23 protein-coding genes and 1 riboswitch are annotated in these 22,477 nt (G+C 41.0%); of the genes, 18 read left to right on the forward strand and 5 right to left on the reverse strand.

All coding sequences use genetic code 11. From position 1 onward, the window contains the following. Positions 1–117: 117 nt before the first annotated feature. The 3 genes from ABDZ53_RS09565 to ABDZ53_RS09575 all read right to left on the reverse strand — a co-directional run bounded on the left by ABDZ53_RS09565 (position 118) and on the right by ABDZ53_RS09575 (position 1,311). Positions 118–333 carry a DUF1697 domain-containing protein gene (locus ABDZ53_RS09565; protein WP_343755999.1) on the reverse strand — a complete coding sequence of 72 codons (216 nt, stop codon included), beginning with the start codon at positions 331–333 and terminating at the stop codon, positions 118–120. Positions 334–399: 66 nt separating this feature from the next. Continuing rightward, a complete protein-coding gene (locus ABDZ53_RS09570; protein WP_343755944.1) occupies positions 400–843 on the reverse strand; it encodes a PH domain-containing protein in 444 nt (147 codons plus the stop codon). 111 nt (positions 844–954) lie between these two features. Further along, a complete protein-coding gene (locus ABDZ53_RS09575; RefSeq protein WP_343755946.1) occupies positions 955–1,311 on the reverse strand; it encodes a hypothetical protein in 357 nt (118 codons plus the stop codon). Positions 1,312–1,699: 388 nt separating this feature from the next. On the opposite strand from ABDZ53_RS09575, the gene ABDZ53_RS09580 reads away from it, so the two are divergent. The 8 genes from ABDZ53_RS09580 (at position 1,700) to ABDZ53_RS09615 (ending at position 12,141) form a co-directional block, all read left to right on the forward strand. Then, on the forward strand, positions 1,700–2,938 hold the full coding sequence (locus ABDZ53_RS09580; RefSeq protein WP_343755948.1) for a M20 metallopeptidase family protein: 1,239 nt from the start codon (positions 1,700–1,702) through the stop codon (positions 2,936–2,938). Between the two features lie 21 nt (positions 2,939–2,959). Next, complete coding sequence (locus ABDZ53_RS09585; RefSeq protein WP_343755951.1) at positions 2,960–4,165, forward strand: amidohydrolase; 1,206 nt, start codon at positions 2,960–2,962, stop codon at positions 4,163–4,165. Between the two features lie 20 nt (positions 4,166–4,185). Next, complete coding sequence (locus ABDZ53_RS09590) at positions 4,186–5,136, forward strand: ABC transporter permease (RefSeq protein WP_343755953.1); 951 nt, start codon at positions 4,186–4,188, stop codon at positions 5,134–5,136. A gap of 16 nt (positions 5,137–5,152) precedes the next feature. After that, positions 5,153–6,106 carry an ABC transporter permease gene (locus tag ABDZ53_RS09595; RefSeq protein WP_343755955.1) on the forward strand — a complete coding sequence of 318 codons (954 nt, stop codon included), beginning with the start codon at positions 5,153–5,155 and terminating at the stop codon, positions 6,104–6,106. Between the two features lie 41 nt (positions 6,107–6,147). After that, entirely contained in the window at positions 6,148–7,815 is a 1,668-nt protein-coding gene (locus ABDZ53_RS09600) for an ABC transporter substrate-binding protein (protein WP_343755957.1), read from the forward strand. Positions 7,816–7,846: 31 nt separating this feature from the next. Continuing rightward, a complete protein-coding gene (locus ABDZ53_RS09605) occupies positions 7,847–8,941 on the forward strand; it encodes an ABC transporter ATP-binding protein (RefSeq protein WP_343755959.1) in 1,095 nt (364 codons plus the stop codon). Beyond that, complete coding sequence (locus ABDZ53_RS09610; RefSeq protein ID WP_343755961.1) at positions 8,925–9,893, forward strand: ABC transporter ATP-binding protein; 969 nt, start codon at positions 8,925–8,927, stop codon at positions 9,891–9,893. Before ABDZ53_RS09605 ends, ABDZ53_RS09610 begins: the two co-directional genes overlap by 17 nt. 526 nt (positions 9,894–10,419) lie before the next feature. Continuing rightward, positions 10,420–12,141: a Na/Pi cotransporter family protein gene (locus tag ABDZ53_RS09615; protein ID WP_343755963.1), complete on the forward strand. Its 1,722-nt coding sequence runs from the start codon at positions 10,420–10,422 to the stop codon at positions 12,139–12,141. Positions 12,142–12,197: 56 nt separating this feature from the next. Here the strand turns inward: ABDZ53_RS09615 and ABDZ53_RS09620 are convergent, their stop codons facing one another. Beyond that, positions 12,198–13,091 carry a fumarylacetoacetate hydrolase family protein gene (locus tag ABDZ53_RS09620; RefSeq protein ID WP_343755965.1) on the reverse strand — a complete coding sequence of 298 codons (894 nt, stop codon included), beginning with the start codon at positions 13,089–13,091 and terminating at the stop codon, positions 12,198–12,200. A gap of 175 nt (positions 13,092–13,266) precedes the next feature. On the opposite strand from ABDZ53_RS09620, the gene ABDZ53_RS09625 reads away from it, so the two are divergent. From ABDZ53_RS09625 to ABDZ53_RS09660, 8 genes are all read left to right on the forward strand, one after another. Beyond that, on the forward strand, positions 13,267–13,497 hold the full coding sequence (locus tag ABDZ53_RS09625) for a DUF2969 family protein (protein ID WP_343755967.1): 231 nt from the start codon (positions 13,267–13,269) through the stop codon (positions 13,495–13,497). Between the two features lie 137 nt (positions 13,498–13,634). Next, positions 13,635–14,672 carry a YihY/virulence factor BrkB family protein gene (locus ABDZ53_RS09630; protein WP_343755969.1) on the forward strand — a complete coding sequence of 346 codons (1,038 nt, stop codon included), beginning with the start codon at positions 13,635–13,637 and terminating at the stop codon, positions 14,670–14,672. Positions 14,673–14,768: 96 nt separating this feature from the next. Continuing rightward, positions 14,769–15,131 (forward strand): arsenate reductase family protein, encoded by a 363-nt coding sequence (locus ABDZ53_RS09635; protein ID WP_343755971.1) that lies wholly within the window; start codon positions 14,769–14,771, stop codon positions 15,129–15,131. A 2-nt stretch (positions 15,132–15,133) separates the two neighbouring features. After that, positions 15,134–15,505, forward strand: a complete 372-nt coding sequence (locus tag ABDZ53_RS09640) for a glycine cleavage system H family protein (RefSeq protein WP_343755973.1) — start codon at positions 15,134–15,136, stop codon at positions 15,503–15,505. 113 nt (positions 15,506–15,618) lie between these two features. Then, positions 15,619–15,717: riboswitch (TPP riboswitch) on the forward strand. A gap of 95 nt (positions 15,718–15,812) precedes the next feature. Further along, positions 15,813–16,619, forward strand: a complete 807-nt coding sequence (gene thiM, locus ABDZ53_RS09645) for a hydroxyethylthiazole kinase (RefSeq protein ID WP_343755975.1) — start codon at positions 15,813–15,815, stop codon at positions 16,617–16,619. Beyond that, positions 16,612–17,421 carry a bifunctional hydroxymethylpyrimidine kinase/phosphomethylpyrimidine kinase gene (gene thiD / locus ABDZ53_RS09650; RefSeq protein WP_343755977.1) on the forward strand — a complete coding sequence of 270 codons (810 nt, stop codon included), beginning with the start codon at positions 16,612–16,614 and terminating at the stop codon, positions 17,419–17,421. Before thiM ends, thiD begins: the two co-directional genes overlap by 8 nt. Further along, the gene (gene thiE, locus ABDZ53_RS09655) at positions 17,418–18,074 is read left to right on the forward strand and encodes a thiamine phosphate synthase (RefSeq protein ID WP_343755979.1); all 657 of its coding nucleotides are present in this window, start codon (positions 17,418–17,420) and stop codon (positions 18,072–18,074) included. The genes thiD and thiE overlap by 4 nt, the downstream gene beginning before the upstream one ends. Before the next feature lie 146 nt (positions 18,075–18,220). Continuing rightward, a complete protein-coding gene (locus tag ABDZ53_RS09660; RefSeq protein ID WP_343755981.1) occupies positions 18,221–19,015 on the forward strand; it encodes an SDR family NAD(P)-dependent oxidoreductase in 795 nt (264 codons plus the stop codon). Between the two features lie 49 nt (positions 19,016–19,064). Here ABDZ53_RS09660 and ABDZ53_RS09665 read toward each other — a convergent pair whose 3' ends face one another. Further along, on the reverse strand, positions 19,065–19,811 hold the full coding sequence (locus ABDZ53_RS09665; RefSeq protein ID WP_343755983.1) for a gamma-glutamyl-gamma-aminobutyrate hydrolase family protein: 747 nt from the start codon (positions 19,809–19,811) through the stop codon (positions 19,065–19,067). 155 nt (positions 19,812–19,966) lie between these two features. Between ABDZ53_RS09665 and ABDZ53_RS09670 the strand changes: the two genes are divergently transcribed. Together ABDZ53_RS09670 and sufC are read left to right on the forward strand one after the other, a co-directional pair. Further along, complete coding sequence (locus ABDZ53_RS09670) at positions 19,967–21,409, forward strand: phospholipase D-like domain-containing protein (RefSeq protein ID WP_343755985.1); 1,443 nt, start codon at positions 19,967–19,969, stop codon at positions 21,407–21,409. A 280-nt stretch (positions 21,410–21,689) separates the two neighbouring features. Further along, the gene (sufC, locus tag ABDZ53_RS09675) at positions 21,690–22,463 is read left to right on the forward strand and encodes a Fe-S cluster assembly ATPase SufC (protein WP_343755987.1); all 774 of its coding nucleotides are present in this window, start codon (positions 21,690–21,692) and stop codon (positions 22,461–22,463) included. Positions 22,464–22,477 lie beyond the last annotated feature (14 nt).

Raw genomic sequence — 22,477 nt, forward strand, 5'->3', positions numbered from 1 at the left:
AGAATAAAGGTCTCGTTTCTTTTTGTCCAATGAACGATTGATCACTTACCGAGAACTATTTTACACTAACAAGAGATTCACTAGGAAATCTCTTACTCTTCAATAGAAGAAAATAGGTTACAGGAGCGAATCTTTTAACTCCATCATCAATAGATAGATTTTTCGCACCGTATGCACGTTACGAATGGTCATCTTCTTATAGATTTCTGTACCCACGCGTTTAGACAGTCCACTTTTTGAGACATTTTTGCTCTCGGCTTTGAAAGCATTCTTGAGGGCCGCCATACTGAATTTATTTTTACCACCGACATTTATCCCTCTTAAAAGTGCCACATGAATCAAGGTGCCCCCTTCATTCAAAATCTGTCAAAGGAGATAACTTAAGTATAATCCTTCAGCTTACCTATTAATCCGCTCTCTATTATTCACACTGATATTACCTAAAACGCGATAAATTTCTGTGAGATCAGTTCGTTTCGGAAATTCAAATGTCGCTTCTCTCAAGAGTTCATTATTTGATTTTTGATAAGCGTTTTCAATAAAGGTTATCGTAATTTCACTGTCATCGATTCCGACTCCAGCTGTTTCCATTTCCACATTAATGACAGAATCTAAGAAAATGGTCTTGAAAGAAGTCTTCTTTCCGGTTGCGCCTTGCTTGTCAATAAATATAATACGTAAAGATGTAATCAGTAAAGCATCACGAATGAGTTGGAAACCCATCGTAATGGTTTCATCTTCAAACAAATACATGCCATATTCCTGGTTTAGTTCGTCAATCGTTTTTTCCGAATAATTGCCCATTGCCCCTTGCAGAAAATTATTAAAATTAAAGCCAGCCATAATCATTCCTACTTTCATATAAGGGTTTGTGTGCTTTTATTATAGCACAGCCTGCGCATAAAAAAGAAGCCTTGATCCAATGACTGAATCGCGGCTTCTTTAAGTACCTATTTAGTTTGCTTTGTATTCAGAAGAAAACAGAGAGTCTTTCAAGTCGTATTCGTATAACTGAGCCAGCATCATAGGATCTTTGCTTGTTGTCAGTAGAAGATTCGTCACACGCTTCATTAAGTTGTAATGGGCACAGCTTTCGTTCTTAGCATCTGACTCTTTGTAAAGCGTGAGTTGATCAAGTGTTTCATGAAACGTATTTACAAAGGATTTAAAATCATATCCGTTTTCAAGAAGAATGGATTTCGTAGCCTTATTTTTCTTGTGTAGGCTTACTGCATATTCTTTTGGAGACAGACCCATTGATTGAGCAAATTCTTTGAATTCTTCAAACTCATCTTGCATGCCTTTTTCCAATAAATTTCCCTCCAGCCAATTAACCTCGTGAATCCCAGGTTTATGCTTTATCTTACTTATTATTCTACGGTCTCACTTACAAAATGTATATAAAATAGGGCGACATTTCATAAACTTGCCTTTACTTGTTCAAATGTTGGACACCATTGAAAAAGGAAAGGGAGACATCATTATGACACTATTCACAATTTTGTCACATATACACGTGGTAGCGCTTTATGTATGGTTATACATGCTCTTTCTTGCTTAATATTAAAATAAAATGAGAAATTAATGATGAAACCCTCAAAAAAAGATTGACAGGAAGGGGCTAGATGAATAAAATTAAAAAATAATAAGAAAGATTGGAATATCCTCATTATTCATACAAGTGAATGGAGTGACTTATATGTTTTTAAATCAGTTGAATAAAGAGTTAGAGGCTAACTTTTCAGAAACAGTGGATTGGAGACGGCATTTACACGAACATCCGGAACCTTCCTTTGAAGAATACCAAACGCGTCGTTTCATCGTGCAGCGCTTAAAAGAATGTGGCTACCAAGACATACAAGAAGAAGTAGGTGGAGGAGGCATTGTTGCTTATTTAAGAGGTGAAGCAGAGGGTCCAACGATTGGCTTTCGAGCAGATTTCGACGCTTTGCGTATTCAGGAAGAAACAGGGCTGCCTTTTGCCTCCCAAAATCCAGGAGTGATGCATGCTTGTGGTCACGATGGTCACACGGCTATCTTATTAAGTGTAGCCAAAGCCCTCCTTCCTTATAAAGATAAACTAGCGGGAACCGTTAAATTTATTTTCCAGCATGCCGAAGAAGTCCTGCCGGGTGGAGGACATGCGATGGTGAAAGATGGGGTGCTCGATGATGTGGATGCCGTATACGGCTTGCATCTCAGATCCCCATTAGAATACGGGACAGTCTCTTATTGTCCGGGCTATGCGATGGCAGCGCCTGATTTCTTTCGAATTACCGTTCAAGGCAAAGGCGGTCACGCTGCCCATCCAGACACGACGGTGGATTCGGTCGTCGTCGCTTCTTATTTGGTGAATCAACTCCAGAGTTTAGTAAGTCGCCAGAAAGACCCGAAACAGTCAGCCGTTCTGACGGTTTCATCTTTGAGAGCGGGAGATGGGGCACATAATGTTATTGCAGATAAAGCCGAATTGCGAGGCACTGTTCGAACCTTTGATGCAGGTGTCAGAAACATGATGGAAGACAAACTGACTACTCTATCCCAAACGATATGTGAAGCGCACGGGGCATCAGCTGAAGTGACGTATGAGCGAGGGTATCCTGCTTTATACAATCCTATAGAAGAAACGGAAAGAATAAAGGACATCTTTGAACAGCAGCTAACCGGTATTCTTGTAGAACAAACTCCCATGAGAATGGGCGGGGAAGACTTTGCTTATTTTCTCCAGAAAAAGCCGGGTTCTTATTTCTTTATTCATTCAGGAAACAAAGAAAAAGGAATAGTCTATCCGCACCATCATCCGAAGTTTGACTTTGATGAACGTGCTCTTTTGCTGGGAGCGAAGTGCTTTGTGGCTATTGTAGATGACTACTTAGTGCCTAAGCCGTCTTCTTTAGTTGAAGCATCATCCGAAGCAGTCAAGCCTCATCATTCATAAACGAAAGCGAGGAAAACGGTCATGACTTTTGAAAAGTGGAAAAAAGAATTAGAACACACGTATAAAGAAACGGTTTCTTGGCGAAGGCATCTGCATCAGTATCCAGAGCCTTCTTTTGAAGAAAAAGAAACAGCTCGTTATATAGGAGAAAAATTACGATCCTTTGGAATCGAAGATATAAGAACACATGTCGGAAACGGCTACGGGATAGTGGCTCGCATAAAAGGGGGTCAGCCGGGTCCAACCGTTGCTTTAAGAGCAGACTTTGATGCCTTGCGAATAGTAGAAGAAGGAGAGAAGCCATTTAAGTCCCAAAATGAAGGGATTATGCATGCGTGTGGACACGATGGACATACGGCTTCCTTGCTAAGTGTGGCTAAAGTCATAAATAAATTTAAAGCAGATTTGCATGGGGATGTCGTTTTATTGCATCAGCATGCCGAAGAAGTTTTACCCGGTGGAGCGAAATCCATGGTCGAAGACGGCGCACTGGAAAACGTGGATTATGTTTTCGGTATTCACTTAGGAGCCACTCAACCGTTGAACAAGGTGTTTGTGACTTACGATTACGGTTCAGCAAACTCAGACACCTTTCATTTAAAAGTGCAAGGGAAAGGCGGACATGGGGCTGCCCCTCATGACACAAGCGATGCCTTAATTGTGGGCACTCAAATCGTGACGGCTTTACAGCATATCGTCAGCCGAATGACAGACCCGACCCAACCCGCTGTTTTAACCTTTGCGGAATTCAAATCTGGTGGAGACGCCTATAACATTATTGCGGATACAACCGAAATTAAAGGAACGGTTCGAACTTTAAATGAAGACATCCAGTCTATTATTAAAAGGAAACTAAAAGCGATGAGTAGTCAGATTGCGGCTGCTTTTGATGCGAGCATCGAACTCGACTACACCGAAGGCTACCCTTCCATTGTCAATTCGCCTGAAGAAGTCGAGAGAGTCAGACAGCGTTTAACGTCCCTCTTTTCAGACGAGGACGTTTTAGAAGTAGAAGGGCAAATGGGAGGAGAGGATTTCTCTTACTTTGTTCAAGAAAAACCGGGTGCCTTTTTAAGGGTAGGGGCTCAGCCACCTGAAAAAGAAGAGGCTTACCCGCATCACCATCCTCAATTTGAAATAGATGAACGAGCTCTACTGAGATCAGGTGAAGTCTTTCTAGGCATTATTGCAGAGTATTTATTGCCTGAAACGAGCTGGAATATTTAAGTCAAGAAAGAAGGGATGATATGAAAAAGTATATTTTAAAACGCCTGTTAACAGCTATTCCGGTATTATTAATGATTTCAATCGGGGCCTTTGTCCTAGTCAATCTAGCGCCCGGGGATCCTGCAGATTTATACGTTGTGCCTGATGCAACGCCTCAGCAAATTGAAGCGACAAGACGTGCGCTTGGTTTAGACCAGCCATATCCGGTTCAATACTTAAGGTGGCTAAGCAGAGCGTTGAGGGGAGACTTGGGTCAATCCTTTTCAACCCGTTATCCAGTTTTACCTATTTTGATATCTCGTCTCATTCCAACCGTAACACTCATGGGAACCACTCTCTTATTTTCCTATATCATAGCGATCCCTTTAGGCATTATCAGTGCGAGAAAACAAGGGACGTGGATCGATACGCTGTTAACAGGAGGGTCCTTTGTCGGCGTGTCCATTCCTAACTTTTTCTTAGGCTTAGGACTGATATATATATTTTCTGTCCAGCTTGGCTGGTTCCCGACAGGCGGGATGTCTGAACTTGGGGAAGAAGGCGGACTTTTGACGACATTGCACCACTTGGTTTTACCGGTCAGTGTGCTGTCGGCCTTTTATATCGCTAATATGACCCGTTACATGCGGGCGACGATGATAGAGGTATACGGTGAAAACTATATTCGAACAGCCACTGCCAAAGGTTTAGCGAGGCAAGTGATTTTAACCAGACACGGAATAAGAAATGCCTTGATTCCAGTCATCACTATTATTGGAACAGACTTGCCGCGCTTAGTCGGAGGAGCGATTGTAACGGAACAGATTTTCCAGTGGCCGGGCTTAGGCCGCTTAACGATAGTCGCTATTAACCAGCGGGATTACCCGATATTAATGGCCGTGACTATTTTATCAGCGGTGGTCGTGTTACTGGCAAATTTACTCGTCGATATTATGTATGCGGTCGTTGACCCTCGAATTAAATACGATTAGAAAGGAGTACAGCCTTATGGCAGAAAATGTTGGCAATAGAAATACGGAAGCCCTGTTTCATTTAGTGGATGCTTCTGAGCGCTTGAATTTTCCGGACACAGCTGCAGATCAGGTTGCGACAGATGGAGATAGTTATATTAAAACAGTCATGAAACGATTTGCGAAAAACAAACTGGCGATGATTAGTTTAGGCATCTTTATTCTCTTACTCCTCACGGCTGTGTTTGCGGAACAGTTGGCTCCGCATCCGAGAGACGCATCCGTTGGCCGGTTCCAGGCTGCTCCTTATGACACCTTTTATTTGGGGACAGATGAAATTGGCCGAGATGTGTTAACCCGCTTAATCCATGGCACACAAGTATCGATGATTGTAGGAATAGGATCAGTAGCGATTTACGTTGTGATTGGAACCACTTTAGGTCTCATGTCCGGGTATTTTGGCGGCTTCATTGACAGTGTCATCATGCGCTTAACCGAAGCCTTTATGTCTTTTCCATTTTTCATGGTTATTTTAACCTTAGTCTCCTTGCTGGGGTCAGGGATTTGGGTCGTGACCTTTGTATTAGGAGCCCTGAGTTGGCCGCAGTTGTGTCGTTTAGTGAGAGGGCAAGTGTTGACTTTAAAAGAACAGGACTTTGTGCTTGCTGCTGTGGCGACAGGTTACTCCGCTCCAGGTGTCTTATTTATTCATATTTTACCGAACGTCTTATCACCGATTCTGGTTAATGCAACCTTTGGAATAGCCTCAGCCATCATGACAGAAGCGTCTCTTAGTTTCTTAGGAGTTGGGGTCACCAAACCGAGACCGAGCTGGGGAAATATTTTGTCTGAGGCTCAATCATTAAGAGTCTTAACGTCGCAACCATGGCGCTGGATTCCAGCAGGAATATTAATCTTTATTGCGGTATTAGTCATTAACTTTATTGGAGACGGTTTAAGAGAAGCCATTGAAGGCGAAACAAAAACATAAATGGTTGTCCAAGTTCTATATAAGAAAAAGGAGAGAAAAACATGTCTAATTGGAAAAAAGTATTACGCTATTCAACGGTATTGTTAGCCTCATCTGTTTTACTTGCGGCTTGTGGCGATGGAGGAGATGTACCCGATCCAGAAGATGCTTCAGTCGAAGGGTCAGAACCCGAAGGAAGCTTACCTGAGACGGAAGATGATGACGGATCAACTTTGATGATCGGTTTAACTAATGCGCCAGACAGCTTTAATCCCTTTTATAGACCAGGAGTAGCTGGCACATGGATTCAACGCTTTTTCTATGACAGTCTTCTCGTTATGCCGACAGCGGATTCCTTTGAGCCTGGCTTAGCGACTATGGAAACGGACGATAATCAAGTCTTTACCCTGACAGTACAAGAGGACGCTTATTGGTCAGATGGAGAACCCATTACAGCGCATGACGTGGCTTTTACACTGAATACCATTGCGGACCCGAACGTTGAAACAACATTAGGAACCGCTGTGGCGATGATTGAAGGCACGAATGCCTCCGGTGTCCGGTTAGACGAATTTGACGAATTACCAGGAGTTGAGGTCCTTGATGATAAAACACTGACGGTAACGACGAAAAATCCGGTTGACTTGAACTACATTTCAGAATTTCTTGGCTTCCAAGTTCTTGTAGCACCTGAGCACATCTTTGGAGAGATGGATGTAGCCGATATCTCAAACTCTGAAGCGGCTACTCAACCCACTGTCTTTAGTGGAGCGTATACATTTGTGGAATATGACAATGATAATTATGTTCACCTAGAAGCGAATCCGGACTATCACCGCGGAGCACCGAATATTGAGACTGTCTACGCTAGAATCATGAACGGTACAGCGCTTATTACTGAGTTCCAAGCCGGCAATTTGCATATGGCAGCGGGCGGCGGAATCGGAACGGTTCCTGCTCAAGACGTCAGCTTACTGGAAGAGATTGATGGTGTACAAGTGGACGAGAACCCAAGTTTTAACGGTCAGTATATGATTATTAATAACGAGAAGTTTTCGGATCCTAAAATTCGTCAAGCTTTCGCCTATGCCTTTGACTTAGATGTTGTTATCGACAATTTGCTGGAAGGAAAAGGAGAAGTTCTGGGTTCGATGTACTCATCCGCGAGTCCCTATAAAGATGAGACTGTAGAACCACTTGAGTACAATCCGGATTTAGCAAGAGAACTGTTGGAAGAAGCCGACTTTGATTTTGATACACCGCTTGAATTTGTCGTGCCAACTGGAAATGCGGTGCGTGAACAAGTGGGGAACTTAATTGAACAATGGCTCATTGATATTGGTGTATCGGTCAATCATTCCAATTACGACTTCCCTACTTGGCTCGCTATGGCTCAAGACTTGGATTACGATATTGGTCTAATGGGGTACGGGCACACAGTTGACCCGAATGTGGCCAGCTATATTCAAACCGGCGCTCCAAATAATAACATGGCTATCGAAGACCCGGTGATTGACAGCTTGCTGGAAGAAGGAATGGCTGGTACGACATTTGAAGACCGTTTTGCAACATATTCTGATTTGCAGGTTCATTTGCAAGAAGAAATGCCAATCGTTCCCCTTTACTCTGACTCTCAATTTGGAGTGAAAGTAGAAGGCTTAAACGGAGGCATTAAAGAATACTGGGCAGGTTCGCTGTATGACCTGCATGAGTGGACACTTGATGAATAAAAGGCACGCATGGAAAGAACGAGGTGAAAGGATGAAAAAGGATACTATTTTGGAAGTGAAAGATCTAGCCATTTCATTCCAGACATTTGAAGGAGTCGTCAAAGCAGTCAGAGGTGTATCCTTTGAATTAAAAAAAGGAGAAACACTGGCCATTGTTGGCGAGTCGGGTAGTGGGAAATCTGTATCGACCAAAGCGATTAACCGTTTATTGCCTAAAAAGAACACCCTTATTGAAAAAGGAGAGATTTTATTCGAAGGGCAAAACTTATTGGATTTAACAGAAGATGAGATTCAAAAAGTGAGAGGTAATGAAATCGCGATGATTTTCCAGGATCCCATGACGTCTCTGAATCCAACGATGAAAGTGGGGAAGCAGATTGCTGAACCCCTTATCGCTCATCAGAACTTAACCAATGAAGAAGCAAAGAAGAAAGCAGTCGAGCTGATGGATTTAGTCGGCATTCATAAGCCAGAGCAGACTTATAATCGCTACCCTCATCAATTTTCTGGTGGGATGAGGCAACGAGTGATGATAGCCATAGCTCTGGCCTGTGAACCGAAGATTCTGATCGCGGACGAACCGACAACCGCACTGGATGTGACTATTCAGGCACAGATTTTAGACTTAATGAATGTATTAAAGGAAGAACTGGATACATCAATTATTTTTATCACGCATGACTTAGGTGTGGTCGCACAGATGGCTGACAGAGTGGCGGTTATGTATGCAGGACAAATCGTTGAGGTCGGGACGGCGGATGACATTTTTTATAATCCGATGCACCCGTATACTTGGGGCTTATTAGCTTCCATGCCCACTTTAGACGTGGGTCAAACAAGCTTGTATACTATTCCTGGTTCCCCGCCTAATTTACTGAACCCGCCTGATGGCTGTGCGTTTGCGGCTCGAAATGAATACGCTCTGGCGATTGACTTTTACGAAGAACCGGAATTGTTTCAAGTGTCGGAGACGCACTATGCGAAAACCTGGTTGCTGCACCCAGAGGCACCTCAAGTGACACCACCTGAAGAAGTAAGAAAGAGAAAGGAGAAGTTTCATAGAGTAGCCATGGGAAAGGCAATGTCTGAAGGGATAGGAGGGGAAGCGGTTGGTAGCCAATCCTAAAGAAAGAGAAGCGATTGTTGAAGTGAAGCAGTTGAAAAACTATTTCAACGCAGGCAAGAAAACAGAAGTCCGAGCGGTCGAAGATGTCAGTTTTTCGATTTATAAAGGCGAAACCTTTGGCCTAGTCGGCGAATCCGGAAGTGGCAAATCCACAACTGGACGTGCTTTAATTAAACTAGGAGACATAACAGATGGGCAAATTCTGTACAAAGGTCAGGATATAACCAAAATAAAGAAGAGAAAGAATATGTTAGACTTTAGAAAATCCATGCAAATGATTTTTCAGGATCCCTATGCGTCTTTAAATCCGCGATTAACTGTCAAAGAAATCATCGGAGGCGCCTTGAAAGTTCACGGGCTAAAGAAAAATAGTAAAGAGCGGACTGAGAAAGTGTATGAATTATTGGATGCCGTCGGTTTAAATAGGCAATTTGCTAACCGCTATCCGAAAGAGTTTTCTGGTGGGCAGTGTCAACGAGTCGGTATAGCCCGAGCTTTAGCCGTCAAACCGGACTTCATTATTGCAGATGAAGCCATATCTGCTTTAGATGTCTCCATCCAAGCTCAAGTGGTGAACCTTTTAAAAGAGCTGAAAGAGCACCATGACTTAACGTATTTATTTATCGCTCACGATTTGTCTATGGTGAAATACATCAGTGACCGAATTGGGGTCATGAACAGAGGGCGGATTTTAGAAATTTCTGATTCTGACGAATTGTACCAGGCACCCTTGCACCCTTATACAGAATCTTTACTTTCTGCTATTCCTACACCGGATCCGGAAACAGAAAGAAACCGTGTAAGAACAGAGTACAATCCCGAATACCATCACTATGAAGACTTGGAACATGTCCGCTTGCATGAGGTTGCTCCTAACCACTTTATCTATTGCCATAAGGATGAAGTGCCCCTTTACAAAAAGAAAAGAGAAAAATTACTCAGAGCTATATGATACTCACAACAGTAAAAGAGAAGAAGCTGATTCTTTTCTTTTACTGTTTTTTTTTGGCCGTCATCACTCAAACAGGATGATAGGATAGAGTGTTTGGGAATGAAGATTAAAATCTTCGCTTTTATTTTTGCAAGTAAATAATTAGTGTTATTTAGGCTAAGGAAAAACTAATTTGTTAATAAAATGTGAACAGTTTATGCTATACTTCATTTGTTAACCTTTAATGATGTGATTGTTCAGCAAAAATGTAAACGCATAAGATAATGAATTTACTTATAAATTCCGAAGGCTATTAAATAGGGAGAGTGAAATAGTTCGCTTTTTGCGTTTGATTAAAATGAATCGCTTACATAGGGGTAACAAGCATTATTAGAAATCTCTCATTCACAGTTTTACTATTCATTTACATTAGCTTTACATTTATTATAGGAGGTAGAGTGTTTTAACGGTATAAGAAACGAACTGTAGGTTACAAACAGTTGTTAGAGCATTCAATTGAAAGTAATACTAATATGGAGGGTTATGAGTGGACATACAACAAATACTGTTTACATTTTTCGGTGGTTTAGGTATTTTCCTTTTCGGTTTAAAGTATATGGGAGATGGCCTGCAAAAAGCTGCTGGAGATAGTTTACGTGAAATTTTAAATAGATTTACGGCCACGCCTATAAGAGCCATTATAGCGGGGATAGTTGTGACTATTGCTATTCAAAGTTCGTCCGGAACCACAGTTTTAGCTGTAGGACTGGTCAGTGCCGGATTTATGAAACTGAGGCAAGCAATCGGCGTGATCATGGGAGCGAATATTGGAACGACGATTACTGCCTTTATTATTGGGCTGGATATTGGAGCCTATGCGTTGCCAATACTAGCATTCGGAGCATTTTTAATCTTCTTCTCGAGCAAGCCAAATATTAATAGTATTGGGCAGATTGTGTTCGGTTTTGGTGCCCTGTTCTTCGGACTGGAACTCATGGGAGACGCCATGTATCCACTGAGAAGTTTGCAGGCATTCCGTGATTTAATGGTAAACTTTTCTACAAATGTCCCCCTTGGTGTGGGAGTAGGAACTGTTTTCACATTCATCGTTCAAAGTTCCAGTGCAAGTATTGGGATTTTACAAGAGTTATATGCGCAAGGGCAAATTGCTTTAGAAGGGGCTTTGCCTATATTATTTGGAAGCAACATCGGGACGACCATTACAGCTGTGCTAGCAGCCTTAGGTGGAAGTGTCGCTGCTAAACGTACAGCGGCTTCTCACGTGATATTTAACTTATTAGGTACAATTATCATCTTACTGTTGCTTGCGCCGTTTACTCGAATGATATATGCCATATCACCTATTTTGAACTTGAATGCGCCTATGCGTATTGCTTTTTCACATGGATTGTTTAATGTATCCAATGTTGTTATTCAGATGTTCTTCATTGATTACCTAGCAAAAGTGGTTACCAAACTAGTGCCTGGTGAAGATGCACTCATTGAATACAATTCTTCACTTGATTATTCGATTATTAATGCCGTTCCTTCGGTTGCCTTAAACCAAGCAAAATTGGAATTAGGGCAAATGGGAGACTTCGTTGTTCAGGAATACAAAGAAATGTACAAGTATTATCAAAGACAACAGGATGAACATTTAGCTAATTCTCTTCACCTAGAAGAAGTTGTGAATAATATTGATACTCGTTTAACTGAATATTTAATGAAAATTACTGTTGAGGATTTGCCGGTTAAAGGGGCTATTGAGCATTCTCAGATGATGGATATTACGAAGTATCTAGAACGTATAGGGGATCATTCTGAAAACATCATCAGTAACGTGAATGAAGCAGTAAAAGCAAGCAAGAAAGCAGCTAAAGCGAAAGGTGTAGAACCGGAAAAAATCTTTTATGATGAAGACCTTGTCGCTTTGTTTGCTTTAGTCGAACAAAATATTGAAGATGCGATAAATTCCTTTATTCAGGACAGTTATTCTTTAGCAGGCAAAGTTTTGAAACGTGAAAAAGAAGTGAATCGATTAGAAGAAGATATTCGTCGCAAATACATTAACCGTTTAAACAAAGGGGAAGGCTTGCCATCAGACGGTATCTTGTTTGTTGATATCGTGTCTAACTTAGAAAGAATGTCAGATCACTCGGTAAAAATAGCGAAACATGCATTAGGTTTACGTTATCCATTCCAGTCTAAAGATGGAAAAGTTACATCAGAATCACGTCATATACGTGCTTTCGAAGGTGAAAAAGAATAATATAAAAGTAAAAAAAGAGGCAATCACCGGTAAAGGGATGGCCTCTTTTCTTTGGATTAAACTAGGGTATTCGACAATTCACCAATATCTTCAATCATAACTTCAATTGTTTCATTCGGTTTTAGCCATTGAGGATTCACTTTATTTTCATTAATAACTCCTTGTAGCGTACCGGTGAAAATCATATCTCCGGGTTTGAGAGTCATATATTGAGATGTATAACTGACAATGTCTACGACCGAAAACAACATATCCTTTGTTGAACCATTCTGTACAACTGTATCGTTTCGCTTCGTCACGATGGATAGGTTTTGGACATCTTCTATTTCATCTTTCGTCACTAAGACAGGGCCAACAGGTGAAAAGTAATCAAAGGTTTTTCCAATCAGCCATTGAGATGTTTGGAACTGGTGAGAACGATCAGTCAAATCATTTCCTATGGAGTAGCCTAAAATAGCTTCTTGAGCCACTTTTTTACAGGCATTCTTAATTTCTTTTCCAATGATAATGACTAATTCTCCCTCATAATCCACTTGCTGTGCTGTTTGCGGCAATGGGATGTTTTGCTTATGAGCAGCCAATGAATTGGGTAAAACGTTGAATATGATCGGTGACGTAGGCACATCGCCATCTCTGGCTTTAATATGTTCGACGTAATTCATACCCACGGCTAATATTTTTTCGGGTTTTTTAATCAATGGAAGATAATGAATGTTGGACTTTTGTATTAAGTAATTCTTTAAAGGAAAGTTGAATTCATTTGCTTTCTCCATAATCACTTCAAGTTCTGAAAGTCCTTTAGGTATATTGATAAGTAATTCATCCATTGTCTTAGGGACATGTTGGTTTAGATGATCAGCTAACTTTAGAATATCCAGTATAGCTTCATTCATTTCGACACCTAAACGTTCTTTAGAGTCTTTTATTAGTTCAAATCGACTTAGCCTCATATGTCTGTGCTCCTTTACATAAGCCTATTATTAGTATAAATGACCTTATACTGTAAAACAATTCATTTGTTCTAATTATGGAAGGGGAAAGTATTTATTTACCCCGTACTCTTGCTAGAATGACAGGTTTTTAGTATGCTTAGTCAATAGGAAAGTATAGATGGAGGAATGCCATATGGCTAAAAGAAAAAAGCAAATTGAAGTGGAATTAATTGAAACTAAAAAAAATACAGATGACTTCACTGACTTGGAAGTGGTTGTTCGTAAAAAAGTGATAGGCAAGCTCCAACAAGAAAAAGACGGCCCAGTTGCGGTGGAATTGAAATCGGGTAAAAAACGGACGGCTCAATCCATAGATGAAGGCATGCATATGATTATCGAAGAATACAATTTACATGATGAATAGATGATGACTGCTCTTAAAATCGGGTTTTAACTCCCATATTTTAAGAGCTTTTTTTAAAAGCTTATGAATAGGGAGAGTCTAGGGAGATATGATACTATAGAAGAAAGGAAACGTGTGACTGAAAGGATGTGTCATCTTTGGAAAAATTAGAAAAAGTAGAGGACAAAATACCCAAAAAAGAAAAACTTCTGCGCTTTATTAAAATCGCCCAGTCCAATTGGGAAAGGGCCACGGTTAATCAAAGTGCAGCTGAAATGGCGTATTTCTTATTGCTATCATTATTTCCCATATTACTTGTTATTGCCAACATCATTCCATTGTTGCCATTTGAGACGAATGAAGTACTCGGCTTAGTTGGGGATTTTGTTCCTCAAGATATCTATGGCGTGATCGAGCCTATACTTGAAAGTTATCTGGAAAGTGGAAGCGGAGGAGCTATTTCCTTCGGTTTGCTTGCCGCCCTTTGGTCAGCTAGTAAAGTCATTACCATTTTAAGAAGAGTATTGGATGATGTGTACGGTTCGGTTCAGAAAAGCAATTTTATCATCGGGCGTATATTATCACTCGTCATCATGATAAGTATTTTTCTCGTGATTGGCGCAGCGCTCTTTGCCTTTATTTTTGGAGAAGAGATTTTATTATTTATTCAGGAAACCATAGGTGTAACCATACCCTTTATTCAAGAGTTCCTCTTACTCAGATGGGTAGTACTAATTGTTATTTTATTTTTAGTTTTCTTAATTGTGTTTCGCTTTGTTCCGAATCACAGTTTGACACTTAGGTACTCCTACCAAGGAGCTATATTCGCCACCATTGGCTGGTTAATCCTGACACAAGGCTTCTCAATCTATGTCAGCTTTGCAGGAGGAGATGCGGTAGCCAACGCTACATTTGGAGCCTTTATTGCATTGATGCTATTCTTATACTTATCCAGTATGATTATTTTACTCGGAGCTTTAATGAATGCGATGATTTTCGAATGGAAAAATCATATATCCGTTCCCGATTACGAAGCTAAGAAAAGATACGAAGAGAAATTGGAAGATTCTGATTGGACAGGCTATCCAAGAGGGAGCGAAACAAAGATTCTGAAACGAAAACTCTATAAAGTCAATAAGTTAAAAGGTGACGAAAAAGAAGAGTGGGAAAAAGAAAAGCCTGAAATCAATGAATAAATGGACACTGAGACTGAGTGAGTAGCCAATGGTTACTCGCTCTTTTTATTTACTTGTACTTCCTTTATAATAGATATGATGAACAGGAGGATTAGAATGGATTTTTATTGTCACCCAAGATGCGGAACATGTAAAAAAGCAAGAAAATGGTTAGAGGAGCATAATGTACCTTATAATGAAATCAGTTTATTGGAAAGCACTCCGTCGAAAGAGACATGGCTAAATATCTTAAAACATACTGATCGGACGATTAAGTCTTTCTTTAATACAAGTGGGAATGTCTATAGAGAAAATAATCTGAAAGACACATTACCCGACATGTCTACCGAGCAAGCGGCCGACTGGTTAGCCTCGAATGGGATGGTAGTCAAACGCCCATTTGCCATAGATGACGATACCTATACTTCAGGTTTTAGAGAAGCTGAATACGAAAATACATGGTTAAATAAAGGAGAATAAAGATGTCAGTTAAATATCATAACAGCGGATTATGGATTGAGAAAATTAACGAAACGTCATACCGTATAGGCTTGTCTGAAAAAGGACAAGACGATGTAGGGGAAGTCATATTTGTTGAGTTACCTGAAATAAAAGAAGAGGTGGAAACAGGATCTGTTCTTTTAAACGTTGAGGGAGAAAAAGCCGTCACGGAAATCACGATTCCTTTTCGAGCGACGATCACTGCCGTACACGAAGAAGTTGAAGATAACCCGGAGTTATTGAATAAAACAGACAAAGAGTCTAACTGGATTGTTGAAGTAACCGATGTAGATCCCTCTGATTGGGAAGCTTTGGACGATGAAGTCGGTCCTTTAGAAGGAGAAAACAACTAGGTTAAAGAAGGTGGGCTACCTATACTGTGAGTATTCAATTAGGTAGCCATTTTTAAGATAGAATATACAACAGGTCTATGCTAGACTAAGATTGTAAATGACAAATGAAATAAAAAAACGACTAGGGGAGCACATGTGTGCTGAGAAAGATAAGACCTGACCCTTAACCTGATCTAGGTAATGCTAGCGAAGGGAAGCTCTATGTTAAAGATTATTTCGCGAAAAAATTGCTTAATGAATCTTTATCTTCTCTTCTACATTACTTTAGTGTAGAAGTTTTTTTATTATAAAGAAGGAGAGAAGAGAGATGAATCCATTATTGATAGAAAGTGTGAGAACTGAGAACCCGTTAGTGCACAATATGACTAATCAAGTGGTCGCCAATGATGTGGCTAACACCTTGCTGGCCATAGGTGCCTCGCCTATCATGGCTTACGCAAAAGAAGAAGTAGAAGACATCGTTCAAGTCTCTAAAGCACTGGTATTAAACATTGGAACGATAACGAGAGAAGTAGCTGAGAGTATGAAAGTAGCTGGCAAGAAAGCCAATGAGCTAGGTATACCGGTCGTATTGGACCCTGTAGGGGTTGGGGCGACAAGCTTTAGACAGCAGATTGTCAAAGAACTGTTTGATGACATTCAGTTTACCTTGATTAGAGGAAACAGTGCGGAAATAGCGCGTTTAGCTGGCGTAGAGTGGGAAGCAAGAGGAGTAGACGCCAAGGAGGGAACAGCGTCTCGAGAAGAAATGGCCCAAGCTTTGGCTAAGGAAAAAGAATGTATTGTGGCTATTTCTGGTAAAGAAGATGTTATTTCCGATGGGGTGCAAACAGTTAAAGTGACAAACGGACATGAGTTATTAGGTCGCATTACTGGAAGCGGCTGTATGTTAAGCAGTGTCTGTGGCGCATTCATTGGAGTAAACCCAACTGAAGCTTTCCAGGCCGTTGTAACAGCCCATACGGCCTTTGCAGTTTCTGGAGAACAAGCGGGAAAGTCTAGTCAAGTAAAGGGACCGGGTACATTCAAACCAGTTTTTCATGATGCACTGGCTCAGGTAACAGCTGAAGATTTAAGCAAAGAAGCAAAGGAGGAGACGATTGAACATGAGTAAAGTCAAAGAAGTTTTAACGATTGCAGGCAGTGACAGCGGCGGAGGGGCAGGCATCCAGGCGGATTTAAAAACTTTTCAGGAAAGAGACGTCTTTGGGATGTCCATCATAACCGCAGTGACGGCTCAAAACACATTGGGTGTCCAGGATGTTCACCCCGTTCCATTGGACATGGTTCGTGCTCAGTGGGATTCCTTGTTTTCTGATTTTAATATTGCGGCCATTAAAACAGGGATGCTCGTCAACGGAGAGTATATGTCCTTGCTGGCTTCTCTTTACCGAGAATATACCCATATACCTTTAATAATCGATCCAGTCATGATAGCAAAAGGCGGACATTCTTTAATGGCGGAAGAGTCTGTGACCATCATGCGGGAGGAGTTAATGCCATTAGCTACAGTCGTTACGCCTAACATTCCTGAGGCAGAAGCCTTAACGGGTCTGACAATTGAGATCAAAGACGATATGAAAGAAGCCGCTTACCAACTGAAACGTTTAGGCAGTAAAAATGTAGTGATTAAAGGGGGGCACTCCTTTGATGAAGAAAAAGCAGAAGACTTTTTACTTTTAGAAGATGGAAGAGAGCTGTGGTTAAGTTCAGAACGCATTCCGACAAAAGATACCCACGGAACTGGCTGTACCTTTGCAGCGTGTATAGCGGCTGAACTTGCTAAAGATAGCAATGTGGAGAAAGCTCTTCGAGTGGCTAAGGATTTTATCCAAGCGGCGATTAAACACGGTTTGGACATAGGGAATGGACATGGACCGACCAATCATTGGGCGTATAGAAAGGAAGGACTATGAACACATCAGTCACAGATATGCTAGAAGTTTATTTTATAGCCGGGACGCAGGATACGGACGATTTACCAGTCGTGTTGGAACAGGCACTTGAAGCCGGCATTACCTGTTTTCAGTTTCGGGAAAAAGGAGAAGGCAGTTTGGAAGGACAGCCTTTAAAGCTAGAAGAGATGGCTAGACGTTGCCAAGCTTTATGCAGACGATTTGCTGTTCCTTTTATAATCAATGATAATATCGATTTAGCCATGAAGCTTCAAGCGGACGGTGTGCATGTCGGTCAGGACGATTTATCTATTTTGGAGGTCCGTAAAAAAGTGGGTCCTCAAATGATTGTCGGTTTATCTACCAATACGTTAGAACAGTATGAAAAAGCACTGACTGCAACGGGAGTAGACTATGTAGGCATCGGTCCCGCTTTCCAACCGCGTTCAAAAAAAGATCATGAAAAAGTAATGGGCCTGGACACAATCAAAGAAGCTATGAACAAAGGCAAAGCTATCCCTTCAGTAGCCATCGGTGGCATAAATGAAACCAATGCCGCCTCTGTTTGGGAAACGGGAGTGGATGGCTTAGCGGTCGTGTCAGCAGTGTCACAATCTGAAAATATAAAAGAGTCAGTAAGCCATTTAAAGAAAGCTAGTGATTTTCACAAGTAGTCATTTAAATGCAGTCAAATAGAAGAGGAATCCTTTATAATTAAGGCTTCCTCTTTTAAAATATTATGTGAAGATTTAAACAAATCTATATAATTCTCATACGCTTTGGTATATAATATATATGAAAGATAATGAGGAGGGAAAACATGAAAGTAAACGGTAAAGTTATAGTAGTGACAGGCGGCGGAGCAGGTATGGGAAGAGCCCTTGTTTTAGAATTACTTAAAAGAGGCGCTCAAGTGGCGACTCTTGATATTAATGAAGAAAACCTATTGGAAACAGCTCGTCTAGCTGCAGATTATAAAGATAAGTTATCTACTTATGTGGTGGATATTACGAGCAGAGAAGCCATTGAATCGCTTGTTGATCAAGTGAAAGAGAAACACGGAGCGGTAGACGGCATTATCAACAACGCTGGGGTGATTCAACCCTTTATTGATGTGAATGACTTAGGCTATGACAAAGTAGAACAAGTGATGAATATCAACTTCTACGGTACACTATATATGGTGAAGAGCTTTTTACCAGAACTGCTTAAAAGACCGGAAGCTCATATTTTAAATGTAGCGAGTATGGGTGGCTTCTTACCTGTTCCGGGACAATCTATCTACGGTGCATCGAAAGCTGCGGTTAAACTGATGACAGAAGGCTTGCATTCTGAACTCATGGACACCAATGTCGGTGTTACTATTGCTTTCCCAGGAGCGATAAAAACCGATATTATGAAAAACTCTCAGGTCGAGCGTGAAGTATCAGAAGAATCGGCTGGAAGAGAGCATAAATTAACGACTGCCCCCGATGCAGCAAAAATGATGGTTGATGCTATTGAAGAAAATGCGTACCGCGTAATGGTAGGAAATGACGCTAAGATGATGGACCGCATGTATCGCCTCATGCCTAAGAAAGCGGCTTCCATTATTGCTGAAAAACTAAAAAGATAATGAGCCAAAAAACACTCCTTCTTAATCAGAAGGAGTGTTTTGCTTTAGATTAGTTTTCAGTCATTGATACTTTCCATTCTTTAACAGTCAAAACAAACGCATCAAACAAATTCTGAGCTTCCTTGTCATGGTTAATCATGAGTTCTGGATGCCACTGAACACCAATGGCCAGATGCGTGTCGTCACTGGCTTCAAAGGCCTCAATTAGCCCGTCTTTAGACCAAGCGGTTGGCGTCAGTTCGTCTGGCAATTCTTTAATGGCTTGGTGATGATAAGAATTGACCTGTAAAAATTCGCCATAAAGCTTTCCTAACCAGGACTCTTTCTGTATGTCAATAGAGTGAGAAACGGTTTCGGGTGAAGAGGCTTGTACGTGCTGGACAGATAAATCAGGATATAAAGAGACATCTTGATAAGCAGATCCACCGAAAGCGACAGCCATTATTTGCAAACCGCGACAAACGGCCATGATTGGTTTGTTTTCCTTCCAGGCTTCTTTAATGACCGCTATTTCAAAAGCGTCTCTTAATGGACTGGTTTCTTCTAATTTCAGATGAGGTTCTTCTCCGTATAAAAGAGGAGACACATCTTGGCCACCTGCTAGTAGTATAGCGTCTACACTCTTGACGTATTCTCGTGCATTCTCTTCTGTCGAAAGAGGAAAGACGACGGGGAGAGCACCGGCTCTATTAAGAGCATCTACAAAACCTTGAGGCGTGTATGTCAGCGGGAGACTTGAGTAGTGTGGATTTAAATTCGTTATAATATTTCCTGGTATCCCTATGATAGGTTTCATTATAACCGTCCTTTCAAAACATGTTCACTCTTTTAGTATACAACACTAAAATTTAAGTGCAATAAATGGTAAAATGAAATAGCTGAGCTGTTCGGGTAAGAGAAAAATTCAATTAAGATAAAAATAGTGAAATGAAACGGAAGTGAAAAACAGGTATGGACAAGGCATCTATTATTAAAGGACTTAAAATCATCGGCCTAGTAATAGGCATATACATAGTATACGTGTTTATAACAGCGGGTATTATCCCGGTTTTAGGGACCCCACCAGAAAGAATTGAAGATAGGCCGCTTGAATTTATAGAAACAAGCGAACGCGTCACCTTACTTGAATATGGCTTGGAATCTAATGGAGCCCGTGTGAATAGTATTGAAGAAGCAGAAGAGACGATAGATGTCGCTTTTTATTATATGGATGAGGGGAGCAGTGTCGACCAGTTTTACGCTTATATTTTAGATGCGGCCAACCGAGGGGTAAAAGTACGCTATTTACTGGATGGGGTTTCACACGGCATAAGAGGCCAGTACAGAGATGTTTTTCATTTATTTAATCAGCACCCGAATATCGAATTCAAGTTGTACGAACCGATCGGGAATTTCGTTTTAGAGCCTTGGCGAATAAATAACCGTCTGCATGACAAAATGCTCATTATCGACAATAAGTATGCCATCATTGGCGGGAGAAATATTGGGGATATTTATTTTCAGCGCAATCATTCAACAGAACCCTATTCTTTTGATAGAGACATATTGATTAGCAATGTGGAAGACCAGGAAGACGGTATAATTAGCCAAATGAAAGCCTACCATAATGAATTATGGGAATCTGAATTTGCGGAAAACCAGGGGCGTATTATGTTTCCTTGGGAGACCCGCATAGCTGACACTATACAAGTGGAATTAGAAGAGCTCCATTCTAATTACCAAGAGGAGATTACTAAAAGACCTCATGCGAGTACGATAGAAGACTGGGTTAATCGTTCAGTTGAAATAGAACGCGGACTGCTGAGTCACAATGGTTTAGAAAGAGGCTTCAAGCAACCCCAAGTATGGAGTGATTTACTGACATTAGCGGAGGAAGCTGAAGACGAATTATTTATACAAACCCCGTGGTTAGTTCCTGATCGCCGCATGCGCAGGGATATGGAACAGGCAGATCTATCGTTTAAAACTGGCACACTGCTGACTAATGGCGAGTCAACGACTGCTAATATCATCGGGCAGAGTGGGACAGAGAACCGTAAACAAGAATTTATCGAATCTCCACTTGATTACTATGAGTTTCAACCTCAAAATTCTGCTCTTCACATGAAGACATGGGTGGCAGATCGCCGCATTAGCGCAGTAGGAGCTTTTAATTTCGATGCCAGAAGCGCCTATTTAAGCACAGAGTCCATGGTCTTTATCGAGAGTGAAGCTTTAGCTGAACAAATACTGACAGAATCAGAGGAAAGCTATATAGCTAAAAGTGTCTTATTTGAAGAAGATGGAGCAGAAACACTTGGAGAGAATACCAATGGAGAAGATCCATCTTTCTGGAGAGACTTGGCCATTTCCTTTCTCAGACCTCTCGCACGAATTTTTGAAAGCTTAATTTAAATGAAAGCCGGAAAAGTGCCGAACAGGAGGGCACTTCTTCGGCTTTTCTTCGTTATCAGCCATAAAACCTGGGAGTGTTTGAATAAGTACTATATAATAATCTTTACAATTAGGAAAGAGCATAAAATCAACATAAAACGGAAAAAATAAGAGTTTTCGTGAAACAAGCCTTGATTCTCATTCTCAATTACAATAGAATAAGTTAATGAGAGCAGTGAAAGTGATTGAGGAAATTATATTCGATTGCTCAAAATACTACAATTAGAAAAGGAAGGTACATATGGCAGTCTTAGAGATTAAAAATTTACACGCTAGAATTGAAGATAAAGAAATTCTAAAAGGCGTTAACCTTACAATGAAAACAGGAGAAATCCATGCAATAATGGGGCCAAACGGAACAGGGAAATCTACCCTTGCAGCCGCAATTATGGGTCACCCAAGCTATGAAATCACTGAAGGGGAAGTCTTACTGGATGGGGAAAATATCTTAGAACTAGAAGTAGACGAACGTGCCCGTGCAGGGGTCTTTTTAGCTGTTCAGTATCCGAGTGAAATTGCTGGAATTACAAACGCAGAATTCATGCGTGCTGCCATTAACTCCACAAGAGATGACGACAACAAAATGGGAGTTATGGACTTCATTAAAAAATTAGATGAGAAAATGGCCTTACTGGATATGCCTGAAGAAATGGCCGAGCGTTACTTAAACGAAGGCTTCTCAGGTGGAGAGAAAAAGCGTAATGAGATTTTACAATTACTCATGATTGAACCGACTTTTGCTATTTTAGACGAGATTGACTCTGGTTTAGATATCGATGCCTTGCAAGTTGTATCTAAAGGAGTGAACCAAATGCGTGGTGAAGGCTTTGGTGCATTAATCATCACTCACTACCAACGCTTACTTAACTACATCACTCCAGACGTGGTTCACATTATGATGGATGGACGCGTTGTGAAAACAGGTGGAGCAGAGTTGGCTCAACAATTAGAAGCTGAAGGATACAAAGGCTTAGTTGAAGAATTAGGATTAGACATCGAATTAGAAGAAGACTAATAACGGAGGGGGCC

It is taken from the genome of Alkalibacterium iburiense (assembly GCF_039521845.1).
Classification (GTDB): Bacteria; Bacillota; Bacilli; order Lactobacillales; family Carnobacteriaceae_A; genus Alkalibacterium; species Alkalibacterium iburiense.

Coding starts and splice junctions, on each gene's coding strand:
- ABDZ53_RS09570 (WP_343755944.1), bottom strand. CDS start 843: ATGGCTGGCTTTAATTTTAATAATTTTCTGCAAGGGGCAATGGGCAAT.
- ABDZ53_RS09580 (WP_343755948.1), top strand. CDS start 1,700: ATGTTTTTAAATCAGTTGAATAAAGAGTTAGAGGCTAACTTTTCAGAA.
- ABDZ53_RS09585 (WP_343755951.1), top strand. CDS start 2,960: ATGACTTTTGAAAAGTGGAAAAAAGAATTAGAACACACGTATAAAGAA.
- ABDZ53_RS09590 (WP_343755953.1), top strand. CDS start 4,186: ATGAAAAAGTATATTTTAAAACGCCTGTTAACAGCTATTCCGGTATTA.
- ABDZ53_RS09595 (WP_343755955.1), top strand. CDS start 5,153: ATGGCAGAAAATGTTGGCAATAGAAATACGGAAGCCCTGTTTCATTTA.
- ABDZ53_RS09600 (WP_343755957.1), top strand. CDS start 6,148: ATGTCTAATTGGAAAAAAGTATTACGCTATTCAACGGTATTGTTAGCC.
- ABDZ53_RS09605 (WP_343755959.1), top strand. CDS start 7,847: ATGAAAAAGGATACTATTTTGGAAGTGAAAGATCTAGCCATTTCATTC.
- ABDZ53_RS09620 (WP_343755965.1), bottom strand. CDS start 13,091: ATGAGGCTAAGTCGATTTGAACTAATAAAAGACTCTAAAGAACGTTTA.
- ABDZ53_RS09625 (WP_343755967.1), top strand. CDS start 13,267: ATGGCTAAAAGAAAAAAGCAAATTGAAGTGGAATTAATTGAAACTAAA.
- ABDZ53_RS09635 (WP_343755971.1), top strand. CDS start 14,769: ATGGATTTTTATTGTCACCCAAGATGCGGAACATGTAAAAAAGCAAGA.
- ABDZ53_RS09640 (WP_343755973.1), top strand. CDS start 15,134: ATGTCAGTTAAATATCATAACAGCGGATTATGGATTGAGAAAATTAAC.
- thiM (WP_343755975.1), top strand. CDS start 15,813: ATGAATCCATTATTGATAGAAAGTGTGAGAACTGAGAACCCGTTAGTG.
- thiD (WP_343755977.1), top strand. CDS start 16,612: ATGAGTAAAGTCAAAGAAGTTTTAACGATTGCAGGCAGTGACAGCGGC.
- thiE (WP_343755979.1), top strand. CDS start 17,418: ATGAACACATCAGTCACAGATATGCTAGAAGTTTATTTTATAGCCGGG.
- ABDZ53_RS09660 (WP_343755981.1), top strand. CDS start 18,221: ATGAAAGTAAACGGTAAAGTTATAGTAGTGACAGGCGGCGGAGCAGGT.
- ABDZ53_RS09665 (WP_343755983.1), bottom strand. CDS start 19,811: ATGAAACCTATCATAGGGATACCAGGAAATATTATAACGAATTTAAAT.
- ABDZ53_RS09670 (WP_343755985.1), top strand. CDS start 19,967: ATGGACAAGGCATCTATTATTAAAGGACTTAAAATCATCGGCCTAGTA.
- sufC (WP_343755987.1), top strand. CDS start 21,690: ATGGCAGTCTTAGAGATTAAAAATTTACACGCTAGAATTGAAGATAAA.